The organism is Achromobacter sp. UBA5777, assembly GCF_002418565.1.
Taxonomy (GTDB): domain Bacteria; phylum Pseudomonadota; class Gammaproteobacteria; order Burkholderiales; family Burkholderiaceae_B; genus Achromobacter; species Achromobacter animicus.
Map to the genome: position 1 here is coordinate 498 of NZ_DIEJ01000158.1, position 14,478 is coordinate 14,975.

14 protein-coding genes and 1 pseudogene are annotated in these 14,478 nt (G+C 65.6%); 5 read left to right on the top strand and 10 right to left on the bottom strand.

Annotated features, from left to right (window positions below; genetic code table 11):
• The 3 genes and pseudogenes from B3446_RS12190 to B3446_RS12200 form a co-directional block, all read right to left on the bottom strand.
• Window positions 1-563, bottom strand: a pseudogene (locus B3446_RS12190) (acetyl-CoA C-acetyltransferase); the annotation flags it as partial.
• Window positions 564-598: 35 nt separating this feature from the next.
• Window positions 599-2,491 carry a bifunctional isocitrate dehydrogenase kinase/phosphatase gene (gene aceK, locus B3446_RS12195; RefSeq protein ID WP_291381304.1) on the bottom strand — a complete coding sequence of 631 codons (1,893 nt, stop codon included), beginning with the start codon at window positions 2,489-2,491 and terminating at the stop codon, window positions 599-601.
• 22 nt (window positions 2,492-2,513) lie between these two features.
• A complete protein-coding gene (locus B3446_RS12200) occupies window positions 2,514-3,692 on the bottom strand; it encodes an isovaleryl-CoA dehydrogenase (protein WP_291381306.1) in 1,179 nt (392 codons plus the stop codon).
• Between the two features lie 247 nt (window positions 3,693-3,939).
• Between B3446_RS12200 and B3446_RS12205 the strand changes: the two genes are divergently transcribed.
• On the top strand, window positions 3,940-5,115 hold the full coding sequence (locus B3446_RS12205) for a M20 aminoacylase family protein (RefSeq protein ID WP_291381308.1): 1,176 nt from the start codon (window positions 3,940-3,942) through the stop codon (window positions 5,113-5,115).
• Between the two features lie 57 nt (window positions 5,116-5,172).
• The gene (locus tag B3446_RS12210) at window positions 5,173-6,144 is read left to right on the top strand and encodes a Bug family tripartite tricarboxylate transporter substrate binding protein (protein ID WP_291381310.1); all 972 of its coding nucleotides are present in this window, start codon (window positions 5,173-5,175) and stop codon (window positions 6,142-6,144) included.
• A 161-nt stretch (window positions 6,145-6,305) separates the two neighbouring features.
• On the opposite strand, the gene B3446_RS12215 is transcribed toward B3446_RS12210, so the two are convergent.
• Window positions 6,306-6,638 carry a YnfA family protein gene (locus B3446_RS12215; protein ID WP_175123957.1) on the bottom strand — a complete coding sequence of 111 codons (333 nt, stop codon included), beginning with the start codon at window positions 6,636-6,638 and terminating at the stop codon, window positions 6,306-6,308.
• Window positions 6,639-6,643: 5 nt separating this feature from the next.
• Complete coding sequence (locus tag B3446_RS12220; protein WP_291381313.1) at window positions 6,644-7,024, bottom strand: MerR family transcriptional regulator; 381 nt, start codon at window positions 7,022-7,024, stop codon at window positions 6,644-6,646.
• Window positions 7,025-7,097: 73 nt separating this feature from the next.
• Between B3446_RS12220 and B3446_RS12225 the strand changes: the two genes are divergently transcribed.
• Window positions 7,098-8,165, top strand: coding sequence for an MBL fold metallo-hydrolase (locus tag B3446_RS12225; RefSeq protein ID WP_291381315.1), 1,068 nt, complete (start codon window positions 7,098-7,100; stop codon window positions 8,163-8,165).
• Between the two features lie 64 nt (window positions 8,166-8,229).
• On the opposite strand, the gene B3446_RS12230 is transcribed toward B3446_RS12225, so the two are convergent.
• The gene (locus B3446_RS12230) at window positions 8,230-8,856 is read right to left on the bottom strand and encodes a LysE family translocator (protein WP_175123954.1); all 627 of its coding nucleotides are present in this window, start codon (window positions 8,854-8,856) and stop codon (window positions 8,230-8,232) included.
• A 185-nt stretch (window positions 8,857-9,041) separates the two neighbouring features.
• Here B3446_RS12230 and B3446_RS12235 point away from each other — a divergent pair, with 185 nt between their 5' ends.
• Window positions 9,042-9,761, top strand: coding sequence for a nitroreductase (locus tag B3446_RS12235; protein WP_291381318.1), 720 nt, complete (start codon window positions 9,042-9,044; stop codon window positions 9,759-9,761).
• A 58-nt stretch (window positions 9,762-9,819) separates the two neighbouring features.
• Complete coding sequence (gene metC, locus B3446_RS12240; RefSeq protein WP_291381320.1) at window positions 9,820-11,013, top strand: cystathionine beta-lyase; 1,194 nt, start codon at window positions 9,820-9,822, stop codon at window positions 11,011-11,013.
• Window positions 11,014-11,103: 90 nt separating this feature from the next.
• On the opposite strand, the gene B3446_RS12245 is transcribed toward metC, so the two are convergent.
• The 4 genes from B3446_RS12245 to B3446_RS12260 all read right to left on the bottom strand — a co-directional run.
• The gene (locus B3446_RS12245; protein ID WP_291381322.1) at window positions 11,104-12,069 is read right to left on the bottom strand and encodes an alpha/beta fold hydrolase; all 966 of its coding nucleotides are present in this window, start codon (window positions 12,067-12,069) and stop codon (window positions 11,104-11,106) included.
• Window positions 12,048-13,259 carry an ABC transporter substrate-binding protein gene (locus B3446_RS12250; protein ID WP_291381324.1) on the bottom strand — a complete coding sequence of 404 codons (1,212 nt, stop codon included), beginning with the start codon at window positions 13,257-13,259 and terminating at the stop codon, window positions 12,048-12,050. Before B3446_RS12250 ends, B3446_RS12245 begins: the two co-directional genes overlap by 22 nt.
• A 162-nt stretch (window positions 13,260-13,421) precedes the next feature.
• Window positions 13,422-14,054: a thiol:disulfide interchange protein DsbA/DsbL gene (locus B3446_RS12255; protein WP_056565750.1), complete on the bottom strand. Its 633-nt coding sequence runs from the start codon at window positions 14,052-14,054 to the stop codon at window positions 13,422-13,424.
• Window positions 14,055-14,133: 79 nt separating this feature from the next.
• Window positions 14,134-14,478: SPOR domain-containing protein (locus tag B3446_RS12260; protein WP_291381326.1), on the bottom strand; the 345-nt coding region annotated here is incomplete at its 5' end.

Genomic DNA, 14,478 nt, shown 5'->3' on the forward strand with positions numbered 1-14,478 from the left:
GCGCGGCGCAGCGATTCCAGCGAGAACGCGTCTTGCTGTTCGCGCGTGAACGAGTACTTGGAGGCGCAGTCTTCGGCGAACACGCCCATGGCCTTGCCCTTGTCGTACGCGTCTTCCAGGCCGTCGAGCGCCATGTGGTCGTACACGGTGTTGTGACCGTAGCGGTAGCCCTGGCGGCCCTTGAGCAGCAGGTAGGGTGCGTTGCTCATGCTTTCCTGGCCGCCGGCGACGACGATCTCGGCGCTGCCGGAGGCCAGCAGGTCATGGCCGAACATCGCGGCCTTCAGGCCCGAGCCGCAAACCTTGTGAATGGTGGTGCACGCGACGCCCAACGGGAGGCCGGCGCCCAGCGCGGCCTGGCGGGCGGGCGCCTGGCCCTGGCCGGCTTGCAGCACGTTGCCCATGATGACTTCGTCGACCTGCTCGGGCTTGATGCCGGCGCGTTCGACGGCGGCCTTGATGGCGACCGAGCCCAGCTCGTGCGCGGCCAGGCCGGACAGGTTGCCCAGCATGCCGCCCATGGGCGTGCGGGCGACGGAAACGATGACGATGGGATCTGACATGACTTGCTCCTGTGAGGGTCGGGACAGCGATTGGGTTACAACACCGCGTTGCCGTTTAAAGGGCGGTCTGCACGCAAGCGTCTGTCCTTATCGTAAGGGAAAAATTCTTCGATCCGGCCTTGCGCCACGTGGGCGCGGCAGGCCTGCCACCAGTCCGGTTCCAAGAGGTCGGCATGGTGACGCGTGAAGGCGCCGCGCACGCGCGCGTCGCCCAGCAGGAAGCGGCCGAATTCCTCGGGGAAGACGTCGTTCGGGCCGATGGCGTACCAGGGTTCGGAGGCCATCTCCGCTTCTTCGTTCGGGGCCGGCGGAATGCGCCGGAAGTTCATCTCGGTCATGCGCTGGATTTCGTCGTAGTCATAAAAGACGACGCGGCCCAGGCGCGTGACGCCGAAATTCTTATAAAGCATGTCGCCGGGGAAGATGTTGGCCGCGGCCAATTGCCGGATGGCGTCCCCGTATTCGCGCACGGCGTGGTCCAGCAGCGCGTCCGGGGCCTGCTGCAGATATAGGTTCAGCGGCGTCATCCGGCGTTCGATGTAGACGTGACGGATGACGACGGTGTCGGCCGTTTCTTCGATGAGGCTGGGCACCAGCCGGCGCAGTTCGTCCAGCAGCGCGGGCGCAAAGCGGGCGCGCGGCAGGGCCACCTGCGAATATTCCCAGGTGTCGGCCATGCGGCCCACGCGGTCGTGCAGCTTGACCATCTGGTACTTGCGCCGCACGGTGGCGTGATCCATGCCGTCCTTGTCGATGCGGTCCTTGATGAGCTTGAACACGTACGGATAGGACGGCAGCGTGAACACGCACATCACCATGCCCTTGATGCCGGGGGCGATGTCGAAGGCGTCGCGCGAGTGGGCCAGGTGGTGCAGGAAGTCGCGGTAGAACAGCGTCTTGCCCTGCTTTTGCAGGCCGATCATGGTGTAGAGCTCGGCCTTGGGTTTGCGCGGCAGGAGGCTCGACAGGAAGTTGACCACTGCCGCGGGCGTTTCCATATCGACCAGGAAATACGCGCGGGTAAAGCTGAACAGCGTGCTCAGGTCGTCCGCGCCCAGCAGCAGCGCGTCCAGCGTCACTTGCCCGGCCGGATTTCGCGTCAGCGCGATGGCAAAGGGATAGACGGTGGTCTGGTTGATCAGGCGGCCGACGATGTAGGCGCCCTTGTTGCGAAAGAAGAGCGACCCTAGCGCGTGGAGCTGACAATCGGTGGCGATGCGCCGGCCGACGTGACGGGGCAGGCCCGCGCGCAGCTTGGACACGGCGGCGCGTGCCAGCAGGCGGGTGTCGCGCGGCAGGTCTTCAAAAGGCAGCGCGAGACCGAAGTCGGCCACCATGCGGATCAGGCTTTTTTCCAGGCCGTCGGTCACCGGGTAGTACACGCGGTAGGACGGGATGCTGCTGTCGAGGTAGTCGGTGGCGACTGCCGGGCGCACGAACAGGAAATCGTTGTGGAAGTAATCGCGGTGCAGCAGCCGGCACGACACCGAGTTGAAGAAGGTCTCTGCGCATTCGGGCTGGCGGTGTTCGCCCAGGAGGCCGACGAAGTCCTGCTTGATCTGCTGCCAGTAAGCGGTCTGCGCGTCGGTGAGGGACGGAGCGGCGGCGCCGTTGCCGTTTTTGGCGGGGTGCTCTGCGCCGTTGGCCGTACCGCCAACCGCACCCTCGGGCCGCCCGCGCAGCACGCCTTCCAGTTGCGTGGCGCATTCGCGCACCCGCATGTCGTAGTACTCGATGCGTTCACGCGACAGGTGCTGGATGCCGTGCCAGTCGCCGGATTCAAACAGCGCCTTGGCGCGCTGTGCGCTGTAGCGAAACAGTGCATAGTGCCGGTCAAAGCCCGCCAGGATCAGCCGCGCGACGTCCAGCGGCGAGGGGCCCGGGGCGGGCGCCTGCTCGATGTGCTGGAGATCGGACGTGCGGATCATGGCGCGGGCTGTGGATAAGGCGTCAGGCGGTTTCGTTGAAGAGTTCGCGGCCGATCAGCATGCGGCGGATTTCGCTGGTGCCGGCGCCAATTTCGTACAGCTTGGCGTCGCGCCACAGGCGGCCGACCGGGTATTCGTTGATGTAGCCGTTGCCGCCCAGGATCTGCACGCCCTCGCCCGCCATCCAGGTGGCCTTTTCGGCGGTGTACAGGATGAGCGCGGCGCAGTCCTTACGCACCTGGCGCACGTGGTCGGATCCCAGTTTGTCCAGGTTCTTGCCGACCTGATAGCAGAACGCGCGGCTGGCCTGCAGGGTGGTGTACAGGTCTGCAACCTTGCCTTGGATGAGCTGGAATTCGCCGATGGCCTGACCGAACTGCTTGCGGTCATGGATGTAGGGCACCACGACGTCCATCACGGCCTGCATGATGCCCAGCGGGCCGCCGGACAACACGGCGCGTTCGTAGTCCAGGCCGCTCATCAGCACCTTCACGCCGCCGTTGAGCTGGCCCAGCACGTTTTCTTCGGGAATTTCGCAGTCCTGGAACACCAGCTCGCCGGTGTGGCTGCCGCGCATGCCCAGCTTGTCGAGCTTCTGCGCCACGGAAAAGCCTTTGAAGCCCTTTTCGACGAGAAAGGCGGTGATGCCGCGCTGGTGGGCTTCGGGGTCGGTCTTGGCGTAGACGACGAGGGTGTCAGCGTCCGGGCCGTTGGTGATCCACATCTTGGTGCCGTTCAGCACGTAGCGGTCGCCCTTCTTTTCCGCGCGCAGCTTCATGCTGACGACGTCGGAGCCGGCGCCCGGCTCGCTCATGGCCAGCGCGCCGACGTGTTCGCCGGAGATCAGCTTGGGCAGGTACTTGGCCTTCTGGGCCGCCGTGCCGTTGCGATTGATCTGGTTCACGCACAGGTTCGAGTGCGCGCCGTACGACAGGCCGATGGAGGCGCTGGCGCGGGAGATTTCTTCCATGACGACCATGTGGGCCAGATAGCCCATGTTGGCGCCGCCGTATTCCTCGTCGGCGGTCATGCCCAGCACGCCGAGGTCACCGAATTTGCGCCACAGGTCCATGGGGAACTGGTCGCTGCGATCGACTTCCGCGGCGCGCGGCGCGATCTCGGCCTGCGCGAAATTGCGGACGGCGTCGCGCAGCATGTCCAGGTCTTCGCCCAGGTCGAAGTTCAGGCCGGGAAGATTCATCAGTGTCTCCGTGATAGTAGGTGCTTACATTCAGGGATCTGCGCGGGCGTGTCTTGGCCGCCGTCGCGGGGGTGATCCATGATGCGCCGTTCATCCGGCGCTGCGCAATGATGCAGTGCAAATATTACGTTTACGTAAACGTAAATTGGATGAGGGTTATCCCTAGCGCGCGGCGACGGCCCGGACGGTGACGATGGGCAATACTTGATGTGACCCTTTAATCCTGAAATATCCGATGGAGTCTGCTGTGCTTGAACTATCCAACCTGGACGACATCGTGGCGTTGCGCCGCGACATCCACATGCATCCGGAGCTTTGCTACGAAGAGCACCGCACGGCCAAGGTGGTGGCCGACACGCTGCGCGGCTGGGGCATCGAAACGCATACGGGCATTGCCAAGACGGGCGTGGTGGGCGTGATCAAGCGGGGCACGTCGGACCGGGCCATCATGCTGCGCGCGGACATGGACGCGCTGCCCATGCAGGAAGAGAACCAGTTCGAGCACCGCTCGCGTTACGACGGCAAGATGCACGGCTGCGGCCATGACGGCCACACCGCGATGCTGCTGGCTGCGGCGCAGCATTTGCAGACAGCGGGCGGCTTCGACTGCACCGTGTACCTGTGCTTTCAGCCGGCCGAGGAAGGCGGTGCGGGCGGCCGGGCGATGATCCAGGATGGCCTGTTTACGCGGTTTCCGTGCGAGGCCGTGTTTGGCATGCACAACTGGCCAGGCCTGCCGGCTGGCGCGTTCGGCGTCTGTGCAGGTCCCATGATGGCGGCAGCGAACGGCTTCAAGATCACGGTCAAGGGCAAGGGCGGCCATGCGGCCGCGCCGCAGGACTGCAATGACCCGGTGCCGGCGCTCTTTGCCATCGGCCAGTCGTTGCAGACGATCCTGACGCGCAGCAAGCGTCCGCTGGATGCGGCGGTGCTGTCCATCACGCAGGTGCAGGCGGGCGGCAGCGTCATCAACGTGATTCCCAACACCGCGTGGCTGGGCGGGTCGGTGCGCGCGTACAGCACCGATGTGGTGGACCTGATCGAGCGGCGCATGCAGGAGATCGCGCCCAGCATCGCCGCGGCGCATGGCTGCGAGGCCGAGGTGTATTTCGAGCGCCGCTACCCCGCGCTGGTCAACACCGTGGCCGAGACGGAATTCTGCATGGGCGTGATGCGCGAGGTCGTGGGCGAGGATCGCGCACTCACCATCGAACCTGCCATGGCCTCGGAAGACTTTGCCTTCCTGCTGCAGGAAAAGCCGGGCTGCTACGTGTTCCTGGGCAACGGCGACGGCGAGCATCGCATGGCGGGCCACGGCCTGGGCCCGTGCATGCTGCACAACGCCAGCTATGACTTCAATGATTCCTTGATTCCGGCGGGGGCGTCGTACTGGGTTCGCCTGGCGCAACGCTACCTTGCCTGATGGGCTTTACCGCAATCCGTTTCACCCACGCAGTGCTACGCAAATCACCAGGACGATATGAAAAAGAAGACGTTGTTCATCAAGGCCGCGGGGGCGGCCCTGGCAATCATGGCAAGCGGCGCGATGGCGCAGACCTGGCCGGCCAAGCCGGTCACCGTGGTCGTGCCCTACACGGCCGGGGGCAGCGCCGATGCGATCGCGCGGCGTCTGGGCGACGCGTTGCGCAAGGAAGCGAACATCACGGTCATCGTCGAAAACAAGCCCGGCGCGGGCGCGTCCGTGGGCACGGACTATGTGGCGCGCGCGCAGCCGGACGGCACCACGCTGCTGCTGGCCTCGACCAGCCCGTTGACCATCTTTCCGCATCTGGCCAAGACCAACTATGACCCGATGAAGGATCTGACGCCGGTGGCCAGTGTGGCCGTCGCGCCGGTGGCCATCGTGGCGACCAAGGCGTTGCCCGTGAAGGATTTTGCGGGTCTCGTGGAATACGCCAAGTCCCATCCGGAAGGCGTGCGATACGGCACGCCGGGCCAGGGCACGGTCGCGCACATCGGCATGGCGGCGGTCACCGCGCAGACGGGGACCAAGATGCTGCACGTCCCCTACCGCGGCAACAGCCAGGCACTGACCGACGGCCTGGGCGGCGTGGTGGAACTGCTGGTGGTCAACAGCGACGTGGTGCTGCCGCACGTGGCCAACGGCGCGCTCAAGCCGCTGGCGGTGATGGCGCCGCAGCGTCTGGCCGCATGGCCCGACGTGCCGACGATGGCCGAGCTGAAGCTGCCGCAGGCGCAGTACTACTCGAACTTCGGCATCTTCGCGCCGGCCAACCTGCCGCCCACGGTGTCGCAGCCCTTGCAGGCCGCATTGACCAAGGCCGTGGCCAGCGCCGAATTCCAGGAGTTGCTGGCCAAGTCGTTCCTGCAGCCGGGCACGGCGTCGGGCGAGGCGTTTGCCAAGCAGGTGCAAGCCGAGTTCACGAACAACGCCCGCATCATCAAGGAAAGCAATATCAAGGCGGAGTGATCGGCGGTTTGTGATGGCACTTCAGCGCGGCGGCGGTCGATCCGCCGCGCGGGGATGCGCCGAGACGCAGCCTGCGTCAAAAGACCAGCACCCATAAAAAGAAAAGCGCGCGGCCCTTTACGGGAACGCGCGCTTTTTCTTTGCCCGTCCAGCCGGCCGGTTCACGTCCCGCGCGGCCCGAACATGATCACCAGCATGCCGGCCAGGCACAGGCCCACGCCGATCCAGTCGCTCGCGCTGGGCCGCACGCCATCGACCGCCCACAGCCACAGAAGCGCCATGCCGATATAGACGCCGCCGTACGCGGCATAGACGCGACCAGACGCCGTCGGGTGAAGCGTCAGCAGCCACGCGAACAGCGCCAGGCTCAGCGCGGCGGGCGCGAGCAGCCAGATGGAATGGCCCTTGCGCAGCCACAGATAAGGCAGATAGCAGCCGATGATCTCGGCCAGGGCGGTCAGAACGAAAAGCCCGATGGTTTGAAAAACAGCCATGCGGACTACGGCTTCTGCGCCAACAGGACGCGGCACTGGCGTTCCTGCTCGCTGATTTCCTGAAGGGTATCGTCGATGTCGCGACGCTGCTGCTCTAGCGTGACGCGATGCTGTTCCAGCACGGACAGGTATTGGCGCAACTGCACGTCAGTGTCGCCGGGCCCGTCGTACATGTCGATCAGCGTCAGGATCTCGGACAGTTGCAGGCCCAGCCGTTTGCCGCGCAAGGCCAGTTTCAGGCGCGTGCGGTCGCGCGGTCCGAAGATGCGGTTGCGGCCCTCGCGCGCCGGGCTGACGATTCCCTGGTCTTCATAGAAGCGGATCGTGCGGGGCGTGACGTCGAACTCGCGGGCGAGCTCGGAGATGGTCCAGGTTGACGGGGACATGCGACGTGTGGCAGTTTACGTAAACGTAAATTATGATGACTTGACGTGATCGTCAAGCGTGGAGCGAGAGGCAATGAACCCCAACGAACAGAAGCTTCAGTATCCCTGGGCCGATTTTCAGCCCGAGGCCGGCCGCGCGCATGCGGTGGCGGAGGGCGTTAAATGGATCCGGATGCCGCTGCCGTTCGCGCTGGATCATATCAACCTCTGGCTGCTGCGCGACAACATCGACGGCCAGGACGGCTGGACCATCGTCGACTGCGGCATTTCGCGCGACGAAGTGAAGACGCTGTGGGAAGACGTGTTCAAGAACGAGCTGGACGGCCTGCCCGTGCTGCGCGTGCTGGTCACCCACATGCATCCGGACCACATCGGCCTGGCTTACTGGCTGTGCGAGCGCTGGAACGCGCGGCTGTGGATGACGATGACGGATTACATGGTGGCGTCGCTGTGGTCGTCGCGCCGCACCGATGCCGGCGCGGGCCCCGGTGGCCAATCGGCGGTCGAGCACTTCGCCCGTCACGGCCTCACGGACCCGGACGCGCAGGAGCAGATCCGCCAGCGCGCCAGCTATTTCCCCAACCTGGTGCCTGCCGTGCCGTCGCGCTATACGCGCATCATGGACGGCGATCAGGTGCGCATCGGCGGTCGCGACTGGCGCGTCATTGTGGGCTATGGTCATGCGCCGGAACACGCGTCGCTATTCTCGCCCGACTTGGGCGTGCTGATTTCTGGCGACATGGTGCTGCCGCGCATTTCCACCAACGTCAGCGTGTTCGATTACGAACCCGACGCCAATCCCCTGCCTTTGTATCTGCGGTCGCTGCACGGCTATGACGGCCTGCCCCGCGACACGCTGGTGTTGCCGTCACACGGCCGCCCGTTCAAGGGCCTGCACGAGCGCATCACGCAGCAACACGAACATCATCGTGACCGGCTGGCCGAGGTGCTGGAAGCCTGTGCCGTGAAGCCGCAATCAACGTCCGACATCGTGCCGGTGCTGTTCAAGCGCAAGCTGGATCTGCATCAGCTGACGTTCGCAATGGGCGAGGCGCTGGCGCATCTGCATGCGCTGTATTTCGAAGGCAAGCTGACGCGCGCGCAGGATGCCGATGGCATCGTGCGGTTCAAGGCGGTTTGATTGACGGTGATGGGCGGCGGGTGACCTGTGCCCGCTGCGCGTGCCTCGAGGCAGCGCGCGGTGTCTAGCGCGAAGCCGTCGCCAGCCTGACCGCCAGCCCCACGAACACCAGTGCGGCGATGCGGTTCAGCCAGCGCTTGGCTGTGACCGAGCGCTGCAGCAGTTCACCGAATGCGCCCGAGAAAAACGCGATCGCGCCGAACACCAATAGTGTGGACACGATGAACACCGCGCCCAGTTGCATCGTCTGCAATCCAACCGGCCCGAGCCGCGGCGACGTGAACTGCGGCAGGAAGGCGAAGAAGAACAGCAGCACCTTGGGATTGGTGAGATTCATGACGATGCCGCGGCGATACAGCGCGCCGGGCCGCATCGGTTCGGGGCGCTTGCCGTCTTCGGATTCGACGGGGGCGCGCAGGATCTGCCAGGCCAGGTACGCCAGATAGGCCGCGCCCGCCAGCTTGAGCACCGTAAACGCCACGGGCGACGCGGCGAAGACCGCGGCCAGCCCAACCGCGACCGCTGCGGTGTGACCCAGCAGGCCGGTGCACAGCCCCAGCACCACGAACATGCCCGCCTTGCGTCCCCAGATGGCGGACTGCATCAGCACAAAGAGATTGTCCGGCCCCGGCGTCAGCGCCAGCAATACGGCAATGCCAAAGAATGCGATGAGGGTGTCGAGGGGCAGCATGGAATCTCTTCGGTGACGGAGCAGCGGAGGATGCGACGGGCCGGTGGGACGACACGTCCGTTTGGTCAGCGGCGTAGCGTTGAAGGCACCGCGCCATTGGCGCGAGGTCAGCGTCGCCCGGACAGCGCCGGACGGCAAGTGGCATGATAAGGGCAAAGCCGACCACGACAGGAGACAGACCGATCATGACCGTTGCCGCTCAGAACGCCAATAACACCAAAAACGCCAACGCCGCCCTGCCCGATGCCGCGCTCGAGGACTGGCTGCCCGCCCGCCACAGCTGCCGCGCCTTTCTGCCGCAGCCTGTGCCCCGCGCGACCATCGAACGCATCCTGACCCTGGCGCAGCGCACGGCGTCCTGGTGCAACTGCCAGCCATGGCAGGTGGCGATCACCCACGGCGACGGCACGCAACGGTTGCGCGACGCACTGGAGCGCCGCGCACAGGTCGAGGGTTTCAAGCCCGACTTCCCGTTTCCGCGCGAATACCGCGACGAATACCTGGCCCGCCGCCGCGAATCAGGCTTTCAGCTGTACGGCGCCGTCGGCGTGCCGCGCGGCGACCGCGAGGCCTACCGGCGCCAGGAGATGCGCAACTTCGCGCTCTTCGACGCGCCGCACGTCGCGATCATCACGACCGACGAGGCGCTGGGCGAGTACGGCGCGATGGACTGCGGCGGCTATGTCGCCAACTTCCTGCTCGCTGCCCAGGCCAACGGCGTCGCAACCGTTGCGCAGGCGTCGCTGGCGATGTATCCCGAGGTGCTGCGTGAAGTGCTGGGCATCGAGCCCGGCCGGCGCGTGGTCTGCGGCATCTCGTTCGGCTTCGAAGACACGGCGCATCTGGCCAACAGCTACCGCACCCGGCGCGCGGATTTGTCCGAGACCGTCCAATGGATCGGCTGAAATTCCGGCCGCGTCCTGATATGGTTTGGTTTTCCTGGTTTTGACGCACCTCTACAAGATGCCTACCAAACACATCGATACGGTTCTCCAGCACGCGGGCACCGCCCCGTTCAATCCCGAGACCGGCACGGCGCCGGTGCCGCTGCCGCCCATGCGGGCCAGCACGGTGCGCTTTGCCAACATCACCGCGCTGGAGAACGCGCAGCGCAGCAAGGCGGCGGGCGGCCGCGCGTCCACGTACGGGCGCATGGGCATGGACACCCATGCCGCGCTGGAAGAGGTCTTCACGCAGCTTGAAGGCGGCACGCACTGCTATCTGGCCTCGTCAGGTCTGTCGGCCATGACGATGGTGATGATGGCCCTGTGCTCGGCGGGCGACCACGCGCTGATCTCCGACAGCGTGTACGGCCCGATGCGCGAGCTTGACGATGCGGTGCTCAAGCGCATGAACATCGAGATCACGTACTTCGCCGCCAGCGAGGACGTCGATGCGCTGGTGCGGCCCAACACCAAGCTGCTGTATGTGGAATCGCCCGGCTCGCTGCTGTTCGAGATGCTGGACATGGGCGCCATGGCCGCCATCGCGCAGCGCCACGGGCTGGTGCTGGCCACCGACAACACCTGGGGTTCCGGCTACATCTATCGGCCGCTGACGCTGGGCGCGCAGGTCTCGGTCATTGCCGGCACCAAATACGTGGGCGGACACTCGGACCTGATGCTGGGTGCGGTGGTCACCAACGACGAAGGCATCGCCCGCAAGCTGAACCGCACGCAGTACGCGATGGGGTATTCGATCAGCGCCGACGACGCGTGGCTGGCGCTGCGCGGTGTGCGCACCATGCCCATCCGCATGGCCCAGCATGCGCGCCACGCGATGCAGGTGTGCGAGTTCCTGGATTCCCGTCCCGAAACCGTGCGCCTGTTCCACCCGGCCTGGCCCAAGGATCCGGGCCACGAATTGTGGCAACGCGATTGCACGGGGTCGAACGGCATGCTGTCGGCGGAACTGGCCCTGTCGCCGGCCGCCGCGCGCCGCTTTGTCGATGCGTTGACGCTCTTTGGCATCGGCTTCTCGTGGGGCGGCTATGAAAGCCTGGTGCAGCTCGTGTCGCCGAAGGATCTGTCCAAGCACGGCTATTGGGGCGAAGGCGAGAACCCGGTCGTGCGTTTGCACATCGGGCTGGAGTCGCCCGAGGACATCATTGCGGACCTGACGCAGGCTTTTGAGCAGGCGGCGGCGGTCAAGGAATGATCGCGCAGTAAGTGCGATAAGCGCAGAACTACACCCGCAAGACCCACACGCGGCGGCTGCAAGGCCGCCGCGTTGCATTGACGGGCGCGATCACCCCGCCGTGTCGCGGAGCCACGCGCCGATGCGCGCGGCGATATCGTCGCTGTTGTCGTCCATCATCGGCATGTGCGAATTGCCCGCTATGCCCATATCCGCCAGCCGCCACATCTGGACTCGACCGCCTTGCCGCGCCAGATCTTCGGCGTAGGCGGCGCCTGTCGCCGTGAGCTTTTCCCAAAGTGGCGTTGCGTCCAGATAGTCGCCATAGACGAACAAAAACGGCTTGTCCGCCACGCAGTGCGCGATGACCTCGGTGGAAAACCCGGACGGCTCGATGCCGATCACCCCGCGCACCAGATCCGGCCGCGCATGCAACGCCCGGTAGGCCACTTCGCCACCGTGGCTGTGCGCCAGCACGATGCAAGGTCCGACGCGGTCCAGCACGGCGCAAAAGCCCTGTAACGCGGCATCGTTGTTGCCCAGCCAACGCGGCACGGCGTGGCGGATGAAGTCGTCGAAATGGCCAACCGGAAAACGCTGTCCCGCAAACGCCTGCCGCGCCGGGTAATCCTCGGTGCGTCCAAAGCGGAACAGTGACCAGCTTTCCTCGCCGTTGCGGATGATGGGCGGCTCGGGCCAGACCTGCGTGAATGGCGCCCAGCCGGCGCGCCCGCGCTCCACGTTGTCCACCACATACACCGCATGGCCCTGCCGCAGGAAATGCTGCATCCAGCCGGGCCGGCCGTCGGGCGTGTGCTCCCACATCGCGCCGGTCATCCCGCCGCCGTGCAGCAGCACGATGGGCAGGGGATGCGCCAGCCGTGCGGGAATGAAGTACTGCACGTAGGCTTGCTCGAAGTGGTAGAGGCCGTTGGGGTCGTAGGCGAGAGACGCCGTCTGCGTGAACGCGATATCACGCTTGGGCTGACCTTCGATCCGCACGGGCCGCCCGCCGGCATAGAAGCTGCCGAAGTCCGCCAGGGCCAGCGCTGGCGTCATGGCTTGACCAGCGGGCATTGGCTTTCAGACAGCGGCCACGCGAGCGATTCGCCGGGAATGGTGCGCACGATGTTGTAGTAGTCCCAGGGCGCCTTCGACTGCTCGGGCGTCTTCACCTGCGCCAGCATCATGTCGCGCACCACCAGCCCGTCGGCGCGGATGTGCGCGTTCAGGCTGAAGGGATCGTCAATCGGCATGGACTTCATCTTGGCCATCACCGCGTCCGCATCGACCGAATCGGCCGCCTTCACGGCTTGCAGGTAATGGCGCACCGAGCTGTAGACGCCGGCCTGCAGGAAGGTGGGCGGACGGCCCACGCGCGCCTCGAACTTCTTGGTGAAGGCGCGGGTGCCGTCGTTCATGTCCCAGTACGACGGCACGGTCAGATAGGTCTTTTGCGCGGCGGCCAGCCCCAGGCTGTGCACGTCCGTCAACAGCAGCAGCATCGCCGCCAGTTGCTGCGTGCCGCCAATACCGAATTCCGCCGCCTGCTTGATGGCCGCGATGGTGTCGCCGCCCGCATTGGCAATCGCAATGATCTGCGCTTTGGAACCCTGCGCCTGCAGCAGGAAGGACGCGAAGTCCGACGCATTGAGCGGATGGAAGACCGTGCCGGCGATCTCGCCGCCGTTGGCTTTGACCACCGTTTCCGTGTCCGCGGCAAGCTGCTTGCCGAACGCGTAATCGGACGCCAGGATGAACCAGCGCTTGCCGCCTTCTTTCACGACGGCGGTGGCGGTGCCGCGCGACAGCGCATAGGTGGTGTAGGTCCATTGCACGCCATAGGGCGAGCATTGCGCCTGCGTCAGCGCGGTGGTGCCAGGGCTGGAGAACAGCACCAGCTTTTTCTTCTCGCGCGCGATGCCTTGCACGGCCAGCGCGACGGACGAGTTGGGCACGTCCACCACGACGTCCACGCCCTCCGTGTCGTACCACTTGCGGACCATGCTGCTGCCGATGTCGGGGCGGTGCTGGTGATCGCCGGAAACCAGCGTGATCGGCTTGCCGAGCACCGTGCCGCCCATTTCCTCGATGGCCAGCCGGGCGGCTTCCACCGACCCCTTGCCCGTGGCGTCGGCGGTGACGCCCGCCATATCCGTCAGGACGCCGATCTTGACGCCGTCGGCGGCGTTGGCGTGGGCCAGGCCCGTTGCGAGCGACAGGCACAGGCCCAGCGCCGCGCTGCTGCGCGAGAAGTGCTTCTTCATTTGTCTTCCACCCATTTGATGCCGTGCGTGCGGCGATTTTTATGGCGAAAGTGTAGCCCGGCGTCTTGGCGGCGCGGCTGAATCAAGGCTGAAAATTAAGGCTAAAAAAAAACGCCCCGGCCTGGAGGGCTCGGGGCGTTTGCGATGCGGGTATTGCGCGGATTACTTCGCGCGCGCCATCGGAATCAGCGCGTTGACTTCCTTCAGCGCGCCTTCGTAGCTGTTGCCCGCCATCACCGGCGAGGTCATGAACTTGCCGCCCACGGCAAACGACGGGGTGCCTTCGATGCGATAGGCCTCGGCCAGCTGGTTGGCGCGTTGCACCTGGGTCTGCACGCTGAACGAATCGAACACCGAGTCGAACTTGGCGCGGTCCACGCCCTGCGTGGCAATCCACTCGCCCATGGCCTTCTTGTCAAACAGGCGCTTGTGCTCGCCGTGGATGGCCGTGAAGACCTTCGGGTGCAGGTCGGGACGGTCCAGGGCCAGCAGCGTGTAGTACAGCTGCTGCAGCGGCTTCATGCCGGCGTTGAAGGCGATGGGAACCTGCTTCAAGACGACGTCGGACGGCGCGGTCTTGGCCCAGTCTTCGACCATGGGTTCCATGGCGGCGCAGTGCGGGCAGGTGTAGGCGAAGAATTCCAGGACCTCGACCTTGCCCGGGGTGTCCGACGGCAGCGGCGGGTTGATCGGCACGTACTGCTGGGCGCCTTGCGCGTGGCTGGCCGGGCTGAAGAACGCCGTGGCGGTCAGCGCGGCGGCTGCCAGGATGCGGATGAGCTTGGGGGACAGCATGGGTGAGGTTCCTGAATAAAAGGCTACAGACAGGCCCGGGGCCGGATTAGTTCAATGCAAAACGATCCGCCGCGCGGCGCTATTGGCGCACCACGGCGGTTTCGATCTTGTTCTCGCCCAGGCGTCCGCGCGCCCGGTTCATGTCGTCCAGGCGGGCAAACGGACCGACCCGGACGCGGTTGATGGGCTTGCCGTTCAATTCCGCCTTCTGTACCGCGACCGGCAGACCCAGCAGGATGATGCGCGCCTTGAGCGATTCGGCGTCGTTCTCGCCGCGGAAGGCGCCGGCTTGCAGGTAGTACGTGCCGTTGGCGGCAGGTGCAGACGGCTTGGCGGCTGCCGTCGCCGTGGGGGCGGCCTTGGAGATGGGCGTGGGCGCGGACGCGGTGGCGGGCGGCGCTGACGGCGCAGCAGCCGGCGCCCG

Coding starts and splice junctions, on each gene's coding strand:
- aceK (WP_291381304.1), bottom strand. CDS start 2,491: ATGATCCGCACGTCCGATCTCCAGCACATCGAGCAGGCGCCCGCCCCG.
- B3446_RS12200 (WP_291381306.1), bottom strand. CDS start 3,692: ATGAATCTTCCCGGCCTGAACTTCGACCTGGGCGAAGACCTGGACATG.
- B3446_RS12210 (WP_291381310.1), top strand. CDS start 5,173: ATGAAAAAGAAGACGTTGTTCATCAAGGCCGCGGGGGCGGCCCTGGCA.
- B3446_RS12215 (WP_175123957.1), bottom strand. CDS start 6,638: ATGGCTGTTTTTCAAACCATCGGGCTTTTCGTTCTGACCGCCCTGGCC.
- B3446_RS12220 (WP_291381313.1), bottom strand. CDS start 7,024: ATGTCCCCGTCAACCTGGACCATCTCCGAGCTCGCCCGCGAGTTCGAC.
- B3446_RS12225 (WP_291381315.1), top strand. CDS start 7,098: ATGAACCCCAACGAACAGAAGCTTCAGTATCCCTGGGCCGATTTTCAG.
- B3446_RS12230 (WP_175123954.1), bottom strand. CDS start 8,856: ATGCTGCCCCTCGACACCCTCATCGCATTCTTTGGCATTGCCGTATTG.
- B3446_RS12235 (WP_291381318.1), top strand. CDS start 9,042: ATGACCGTTGCCGCTCAGAACGCCAATAACACCAAAAACGCCAACGCC.
- metC (WP_291381320.1), top strand. CDS start 9,820: ATGCCTACCAAACACATCGATACGGTTCTCCAGCACGCGGGCACCGCC.
- B3446_RS12245 (WP_291381322.1), bottom strand. CDS start 12,069: ATGCCCGCTGGTCAAGCCATGACGCCAGCGCTGGCCCTGGCGGACTTC.
- B3446_RS12250 (WP_291381324.1), bottom strand. CDS start 13,259: ATGAAGAAGCACTTCTCGCGCAGCAGCGCGGCGCTGGGCCTGTGCCTG.
- B3446_RS12255 (WP_056565750.1), bottom strand. CDS start 14,054: ATGCTGTCCCCCAAGCTCATCCGCATCCTGGCAGCCGCCGCGCTGACC.